We start from the raw sequence: 9,340 nt of genomic DNA, 5'->3' as shown, positions 1-9,340 counted from the left end.
CAGGTTATTATCACGGAGGATAAAGAATGAGCGATTTCGAACAACTACTGACCACACTGGAAGATGCCAAAATCTCCATATCGCTGGATAACGACGATTTGGTGATTACCTCAGCCAAAGGTTCGCTGACCAGCGAGATAAAAAGTGCGTTACGTGAGCACAAAGCCACCATGGTCAACGCACTGCGTAATGGCAAACGCCTGTCCAACGCCTTTGAAGTGGTGGTGCCAGCGAACAAGATTACGCCACATACCACGGTAATTACCCCCGATTTACTGCCGCTTATCGACTTTAGCCAGCAAGATATCGACAGCGTCGTCGAGCGCGTTGCAGGCGGGGTGAGCAATATTCAGGATATCTACTCGCTGGCCCCGCTTCAGGAAGGGATCCTGTTCCACCATATGCTGGCCGACAACGGCGACCCGTACCTGCAAACCGGGCAGATGACGTTTGATAGCCGCGAAAAGGTGGATGACTACCTTGCCGCGGTGCAAAAGGTGATTGACCGCCATGACATCATGCGCACCGGTTTTTACTGGGAAGGGGTATCTACCCCGTGCCAGGTGGTGCAGCGTCAGGCGACACTGCATGTGCTGGAGGTGGAGCTGGACCCGGCTGATGGCCCGGTTGCCAAACAGCTGGCCGATCGCTTTGACCCGTCGCATTACCGCATCGATCTGGCTAAACCGCCGTTACTGCACGCGTTTGTTGCCTATGACAAGAGTAGCGGCCGCTGGGAGATGTTCCGTGTGCTGCATCACCTGATTGACGATATTACCTCGGTGCTGATTCTTTCCGCCGAGATCCACACCTTCCTGGCCGGGCGGGGTCATCTGCTACCCGATGCGCAGCCGTTCCGCCGTCTGATTGCGCAGGTGCGCCTTGGCAAGAGCCCGCAAGAGCATGAGCGCTATTTCCGCTCGACGCTGGGCGATATCGATGAGCCGACCGCACCGTATGGCCTGGTCAATATGCTCGATGACTTTGAGATAGTCGAAGTGACGCGCAAACTGCCTCAGCGCTTGAACGATGCCCTGCGCGCCCATGCGCGCCGTCTCGGCGTCAGTCTTGGCAGCCTCTGCCATCTGGCCTGGGGGCAGGTACTGGCCTGCATCAGTGGCCAGGACTCGGTGGTGTTCGGGACGATTCTGTTTGGCCGTATGCATGCCGGTGACGGTGCCGACCAAATCATGGGGCCGTTTATCAACACATTGCCACTGCGTCTGGATATGTCTGGTGCCACCGTTGAGGAGAGTGTACGCAATACTCACAAACGTCTGGCAGAGCTGCTCAGCCATGAACATGCCTCGTTGGCGCTGGCGCTGCGTTGCAGCGGCATCAGCGGCTCGACACCGCTGTTCAACACGCTGTTTAACTATCGCCATAACCGTGAGTCGGAAAGTGCATCGCTCGATTTTGTAGTGCCGGAAGCTGACCAGTGGGATGGCTTTGAAGAGCGCACCACCTACCCTATCACGCTGTCGGTGGATGATTACGGCAGCGCGCTGGGCCTGAATATTCAGGTGGTGGACTCGCTCGACCCGGAACGGCTGTTCGCTTACACGCAACAGGCGCTTGAAAACATCGCAACGGCACTGGATAACGCGCCGAATACGCCGATGCAGCAAATTGCGATTCTGCCTGATGCCGAGCGCCAGCTCGTGTTAACCGAATGGAATAACACCGACACGCTGTACCCGGCGGTGGCCTATACCCACCAGATGTTCGAAGAGCAGGTCAAACGCACGCCGTCGGCCATCGCACTGCGTTTTGGCGACCGTGAACTGAGCTATGCCGGGCTGGATGCCCTGTCAAACCAGCTGGCGCACTATTTGCACCAGCAGGGCGTGAAACCAGACGATCGCGTGGCTATCTGTCTGGATCGCAGCATTGAGATGGTCGTGGGTCTGATGGGCATCATCAAAGCTGGCGGCGCGTATGTCCCGCTCGACCCGGATTACCCGCAGGAGCGTCTGTCCTACATTCTACAGGACTCGGCACCGAAGCTGCTGTTGCTTGACAAACGCGGACGCGATGTCACCGCTGAGCTCGACACCGCCGGTATCGTTACGCTGGATCTGGATGTGGCGTCACTGGCTGGATCGTCGCTACCGACAGAATCGCTGTCACCTGCTGAACTGGGCCTGACATCACGCAATCTCGCCTACGTTATCTACACCTCCGGCTCGACCGGCAAACCCAAAGGGGTGGAGAACGAACACCGCGGTCTGATTAACCGCTTGCTGTGGATGCAGGACGCCTATCAGCTCGACAGCAGCGACGCCGTATTGCAAAAAACCACCTTCAGCTTTGACGTGTCGGTATGGGAGTTCTTCTGGCCGCTTTCCGTTGGTGCAACGCTGGTAGTGGCTCCTCCCGGCGCGCATAAAGACACCCAGGCGCTCGCTGAGGTGATTCAGGCCAACAACATCACCACCCTGCATTTTGTCCCCTCGATGCTGAACCTGTTTTTGGCCAACGACAGCGTGGCGGCCTGCCGTTCGCTGCGCCGCATTGTGTGCAGCGGCGAGGCGCTCAGTTCCGCCAGTGTTGCACGCAGCCACGCGCTGTTGCCGAATGCGGCGGTACACAACCTGTATGGGCCGACCGAAGCGGCCATCGACGTGACGGCCTGGACCTGCCCGAAAGATTTGCCGGAAACCGCCACCGTACCGATTGGCCGCCCTATCGCCAACCTGCGTATCTACTTGCTCGACTCGCACCTGCGTCCGGTGCCGCGTGGTGTGGTGGGTGAGCTGTATATCGGTGGCGTCGGCGTGGCGCGCGGGTATCTCAACCGCCCCGAGCTGACGGCGGAACGCTTTGTCCACGACCCGTTTGCTGCCGATGCCAGCGCCCGCATGTACCGCACCGGTGATGTGGCGCGCTATTTGCCGAATGGCGATATCGAGTACCTCGGGCGTAACGATAATCAGGTCAAAATTCGCGGGTTCCGTATCGAGCTGGGTGAAATCGATGCGGAATTACTCAAACAGCCGTCGATTGGTGATGCGGTGGTGGTCGCGCGTGAAGATGCCCAGGGGGATTTGCGTCTGGTGGCCTATGTGGTGCTCAGTGCCGAGGGGCAAGCGCAGGGCCAGACACTCTCTGATCTTATCGGGCTGTGGCGCAGTAGCCTGGCGGCGCAGTTGCCGGAATACATGGTGCCTGCGGCCTTCGTCAAACTCGATGCGCTGCCGCTGACCGCCAATGGCAAGCTCGATCGCAAAGCGCTGCCGCAGCCGGATGACTCGTCGTTCTCTCGTCGTGCCTATGAAGCGCCGCAGGGTGATGTCGAAATCGCCATGGCGGAGCTGTGGCAGGAACTGCTGGGCGTTGAGCGTATCGGGCGTCACGACAACTTCTTCGAACTGGGGGGCATTCGCTGCTGGCGGTGCAACTGATGGAACACCTGCGCCAGCGCGATTTGAGCACCGAGATCCGCGCACTGTTCGATAGCCCGACATTGGCGGAACTGTCCGCTCGTACCATTGAACTCGACGAGATGAGATTATGACTGATTTTGATGACCTGTTGCAGACACTGGATGAGGGCAACATCGCTTTGTCACTTGAGGGTGAATCCTTGGTCATCAAGGCCGCGAAGGGGTCACTGACCCCGGATATCAAGGCGGCGTTGCGAGCGCATAAATCAGCGCTCGTTGACGCCCTGCGTCAGGGGCGGAGGCTCTCCCCAACAGGCGGGGAGGGCCGGGCTGGCGAACCGGTAAATCGGATAACGCCGCAGACCACCCACCTGACGCCAGAGATGCTGCCATTGATTGATCTCACACCGGCCGAGATTGCGCATATTGTCGAAAGCGTGCCGGGTGGTGTTGCCAATGTGCAGGATATCTACGCCCTGACACCCTTGCAGGAAGGGATCCTGTTTTTGCATCAACTGAGCGAAAAAGGGGACCCATATCTCCAGTTTGCCCGCATTTCGCTGGCGAACCGTGAGGTGATGACACGCTATGTTGAGGCGGTACAGCACACCGTTGACCGGCACGATATTCTGCGCACCGCCTTTTTCTCCCGCGGGTTGTCGCGTGCCGCGCAGGTGGTGCTGCGTCATGCGCCGGTGCAGGTGACGGAAATAACACTGGATCCGGCCAACGGCCCGGTGATGGCGCAACTGGTAGAGCGCTATCACCCCGCGCACTACCGCATTGACCTGACGCAGGCACCGCTGCTGAGTTTGTACACCGCACAAGACCCTGTCAGCGGGCGTTTTGAGATGCTGATGCTGCTGCATCACCTGATAGACGATATCGCCTCGTTGCAGATAATGATCCGTGATATTCGCGCCTTTCTGATGGGGCAGGGTCAGTCACTGCCAGCACCGCAACCCTTCCGCCGGTTGATTGCCAGTGTGCGCAACGGGACGACGCAGGCGGAGCACGAGCAGTTCTTCCGGCAGATGCTGGGGGATATTGATGCACCGACGCTGGCATTTGGCATGTCGGCCGGTACGGCAGATAACACTGGGGTGACGGAGCTACGCCAGAATATCGAGCCAGGCGTTGTCGCCCGCTTGCGTGCGCAGGCGCGCCGTCTTGGCGTCAGCATGGGCAGCCTTTGTCATCTGGTGTGGGGGCAGGTGATGGCGCGTGCCAGCGACAGCGATACCGTGGTGTTCGGCACCATCCTGCTCGGCCGTTTGCAGGCCGGGGAGGGGGCCGACCAGATCATGGGGCCGTTCATTAACACGCTGCCTCTGCGCCTTGATTTAGGCAATGTGGGTGTGCAAGAGAGTGTCCGTCAAACGCACAAACGTCTGGCGGCATTACTGGGTCATGAACACGCTTCGCTCAGTCTGGCTCAACGCTGTAGCGGGATTGCGCCGCCAACCCCGTTGTTCAATGTGTTATTCAACTACCGCCATAACCAGCAGTCTGAAGACGAAAGTGTGGATACCACCGGCGAGCGTGATGAGGTGGAATGGCACGGCTTCGAGGAGCATACCGACTACCCGCTGACCGTCTCGGTGGATGATTTTGGCGAAACGCTGCGCCTGCATGTGCTGGCGGCGGCACCGCTGTCGGCACAGCGGATTGCCGGTTATCTCCAGCAGACCATGAAAAGCCTGGCTGATGCGCTGGATAACGCCCCGGCAACGCCGATGCAGGCGCTGGAGATCCTCCCGCCCGGCGAACGTGCCCAACTGCTGGTTGACTGGAACGCGACGACGGCTCCCTATCCGGCGGATATACCCGTTCACCGTCTGTTTGAGCAGCAGGTGGCACGAACCCCGCACGCGGTAGCAGTTATTGAGGGGGAAGAGCAGGTAAGTTATAGCCGCCTGAACCAGCGTGCTAACCATCTGGCACAGGTGCTGGTTGCTCATGGCGTACAGCCGGGGGATTTTGTTGCGTTGTTGCTGCCGCGTGGCATGACCTTGCTGGCGGCGACGCTTGCCATACTCAAGGTAGGGGCGGCTTACGTGCCGCTGGATCCGCAAGCACCGCAAGAGCGCGTGCGCTGGGTTATTGATGATTGCGCTGCCCGCGTGCTGATAAGCGATGCGCATCAGGCACTGGCAGCAGATATCAACCTGCCGGTAATCGATGTGCATAGCACGGAGGGGGTAAACGCGGGTGCGGATGCGGTTGACGTACCAATGTCTGCCAGTGCTCCGGCCTATGTCATTTACACCTCCGGCTCCACCGGTGTACCGAAAGGTGTCGTCATACCGCACTATGCCATCAATCGGCTGGTCATCAATAGCAGCATTAGCGACTTTGGGCCAGGTACGCGTATGACTCTGGACGCCAGTCCGGCCTTTGACGCCAGCACGCTGGAAATATGGGGACCGTTACTCAATGGCGGTACCTGCGTGGTGATTGATCAGGATACCTTGCTGGATCCGGCTGCGCTGATTCGGACTCTGGAACGTCATGAGGTCAATCTGGTGTGGCTGACCATCGGTCTGTTCAGCCAGCTTTGCAACGAGTTGATTCCGGTATTTCCTCGCTTCAGGGCGGTGTTTTTCGGTGGGGATGTTATCGATCCCAATATCATTGCCCATGTGTTGCGTGCAGCACCAATGGCGAAACTGGTGAACTGTTACGGCCCGACGGAAACCACCACGTTTGCCACCATTTATCCGATCCACGATGTGGTGGATAACACATCCAGCATCCCTATCGGACGGCCTATCGGCAACACCCGGCTCTATGTGCTGGATAAACACCAGCACCCGGTGCCAGTCGGTGCGGTCGGCGAGCTGTATATCGGTGGCGATGGCGTGGCGCTGGGCTATATGAACCGCGACGATTTAACTGCCGAGCGTTTCATCGCCGACCCGTTTGTCGCTGACCCGCACGCGCGGCTGTATCGTACCGGCGACCTGGTGCGTTATCAGGACGACGGCAATGTGCTGTTTATCGGCCGTAACGATCAACAGGTCAAGCTGCGCGGTTTTCGTATTGAACTGGGGGAGATAGAAACGCGTCTGACGGAACATCCGTTGGTTGAGAATGCCCTGGTGATAGCGGTGGATAACGGTAGCGGCAAGCATCTGGTGGCCTACGTGGTTGGTGCAGGTTTGCAGGCCCCTGAGGCCGCGTTCTCTGAGGCAGAATTGCGGGATTACCTCAGTACGCGCCTGCCTGACTATATGGTGCCGACACGTATCGTTGCGCTGGCACAATTCCCGCTTCATGCAAGCGGAAAAGTGAACCGCAAGGCGCTGCCTGCGGTGGAATTGAGCGACTCGGCGGTCTATCGCGCGCCGCGCAATACCGGTGAGGCGGTGCTGTGCGAGCTGTATGCCGAATTGCTCCAGCAGCCGCACATCGGCATTGACGATGACTTCTTTGCGCTGGGTGGGCACTCCATTCTGGCGACCGGATTAATCGCCCGTATCCGTGCCCGATTGGGGATTGAGCTGCCGGTGCGGTTACTGTTTGAAAACCCGACGGTGGCGAAACTGGCGAAACAGCTTGATGAACACGCGAAAGTGCGCAAACCGTTGACCCGCGTGGAGCCGCGACCGGATCCGCTGCCCATCTCTTACAGCCAGCAACTGATGTGGGTGGGGCATACTGTCCGTGGCGGTTCGTCACTCAATACGCCGATTGTCGTCTCGCTTGAAGGCGAACTGGATGTGGTTGCGTTAACGGCCGCGTTGTACGACCTGGTGGAACGGCATGAACCGCTGCGCACCCGGTTTGCGGTGGTGGATGGCCAGTCGGTTCAGGTCATCGAGCCCTTTGCTCAGGTTCACTTCGATGTTCCGTACACGCAGGTGGACGCCGGGCAAGTACCCCTGGCGGTGTTGACGGCGATTACCTCGCTATTCGACCTGTCGGTCGATTTGCCGTTCCGCCCGTCAATACTGCGGGTGGGGCCGCAAAAACATATTCTGGTGCTGCTGTTTCACCATATTGCCTGTGACGCCTTTTCACTGGCACCGCTGACGCGGGATATCACGCTGGCTTACACCGCGCGTCTTGCCGGTCATGCACCGCAGTTTACGCCGCTGCCTGCTCAGTATGCCGACTACGCCGTGTGGCACCGCGAGCTGCTCGGCGACCCTGACGATGCGAACAGCCTGTATGCCGAACAACTGGCGTACTGGAAAACCACCCTTGCCGGGGTGCCGCAAACGCTGGCGCTGCCGCAAGACTACCCACGCCCGGCTAAACCCAGCTACCGTGGCGAACTGGTGCCGTTGCAGATCAATGTCGATTTGCACCAGCGCCTGAGCGAGCTGGCCCGTGAGCGCAACATGACGCTCTCGATGGTGTTGCAGGCGGCGCTCGGCATCTATTACACCCAGCTTGGCGCAGGCACTGATATTCCGCTGGGCGCGATTTCAGCCGGTCGCAGCGATGAAGCGCTGCATAACCTGGTGGGGTGCTTCCTGACGCAGTGGGTGATGCGCGTTGATACCTCCGGCGACCCCACCGTGAATGAGGTGCTCGCACGGGTGCGCGCGCAGGCACTCAGTTCGTATGGGCATCAGGATATTCCTTACCTGAAACTGGTCAGTGAATTATTGCCGGAGCGCCCGCTGTCGCACTACCCGTTGTACCAGACCATGATGATCCTGCAAAACGCCCCCTCGGAAGCCCTCAACGTGCCGGGGTTGAACGCGCGGCTTTATCCGGTACACAGCGGGCATGCCAAGTGGGATCTCTATTTCACGCTGTATGAAGAATACAGCGAGACGGGGGAACCGCTGGGGATGGCAGGCATTCTGGAGTATGCCGTCGATCTGTTCCGTCGTGAAACCGCCGAGCGTATGGCGGCCGGTTATCTCGCAACGCTGGAGGCGGTGGTCGCCAATCCGAACGCGTCTATCCATCAACTGACTACGCCTGAGAAGGCAAACCCGGCGAAGGGGGCTGCACGCGCGGTGCAATCACCGGTGGTGGGCATGGCAGCGGATGATTTCAGACCACTTATCACCTTACAGCAGGGCGATAGCACCAGCATCCCGCTGTGTTGTGTGCCAGGCGCGGGGGCGAGCGTGACGGATTTTCTGCCGTTCATACAGGCGTTGCCCCGGGAGCAGACGGTCTATGGCTTCATGCCAAAAGGAGGGGATGGAGCCGGTGAACCTGACCCTTCGGTAGAAGCGGCGGCGCTGCGTAACCTGATGGCGCTTCATCAGGCTGGTATCGGTGAGAAGACGCCGATTCATCTGCTGGGTCACTCTTTTGGCGGGCAGGTGGCGTTCGAGATGGCGAGTCGGCTGGCGGCCCAAGGCGGTGTGGTGGCATCGTTGACGCTTATCGACGCCGAAGCCCCGTTGGGCCGCAACGCATCATCAGTGACGCCGGGCCTGGCTGCATGTATGCGCGAGTATGTCGAGAGTATCGGATTCACGCTGGAGATGGCGCTGGAAATAGACGAGTCGCTGTATGCCCGTCATGACATTGAGCAGATGTTATCGGCAGTACATCAGCACCTGAGCCGTGCCGGAAAAATCCCGGCCAGCTCGTCTGCCCGGTTACTGCAAGGGCCGTGGCAAACCTTTTATGCCGCCAGACAAACGCAGTACCGCCCGAGCGCGCGTTACCACGGCCCGGTGAACCTGATTCAGGTGCGTGACCCCTGGAAACAGCCTGATGCGGACAGTCAGCGTCGGTATGACGATGCGGCAGGCTGGGCCTACTGGATAGACAAACTGGAAACCCTCGCCGGGCCCGCGCAGCACTTTACGGTGCTCAAGGCTCCCCACGCGGCCGAGCTGGCGCGCGGGTGGCTTGAGTCGGCGGCGGTGAAGGAATAGCGGGGCGTGCCCCTGTACCGCAGAGGGGGACAGGATTGACCCCTTCTGCAACCTGGTGCTATCGCACGATTGACTCAGATTTTTGATGCTGATTCTCGAC

1 protein-coding gene and 1 pseudogene are annotated in these 9,340 nt (G+C 59.4%); both read left to right on the top strand.

Features of this window, described 5'->3' with window-relative positions:
- Positions 1-26: 26 nt before the first annotated feature.
- Positions 27-3,517 (top strand): annotated as a pseudogene (gene solG / locus DAQ1742_RS15510) (solanimycin non-ribosomal peptide synthetase SolG).
- On the top strand, positions 3,514-9,240 hold the full coding sequence (locus tag DAQ1742_RS20970) for a non-ribosomal peptide synthetase (RefSeq protein ID WP_035340239.1): 5,727 nt from the start codon (positions 3,514-3,516) through the stop codon (positions 9,238-9,240). Before solG ends, DAQ1742_RS20970 begins: the two are co-directional and overlap by 4 nt.
- The last annotated feature ends 100 nt before the right edge of the window (positions 9,241-9,340 follow it).

Source organism: Dickeya aquatica (assembly GCF_900095885.1).
Taxonomy (GTDB): Bacteria; Pseudomonadota; Gammaproteobacteria; order Enterobacterales; family Enterobacteriaceae; genus Dickeya; species Dickeya aquatica.
The sequence above is the reverse complement of the archived record's forward strand: the minus strand, read 5'-3'. Positions and strand labels throughout refer to the sequence as shown.

Coding starts and splice junctions, on each gene's coding strand:
- DAQ1742_RS20970 (WP_035340239.1), top strand. CDS start 3,514: ATGACTGATTTTGATGACCTGTTGCAGACACTGGATGAGGGCAACATC.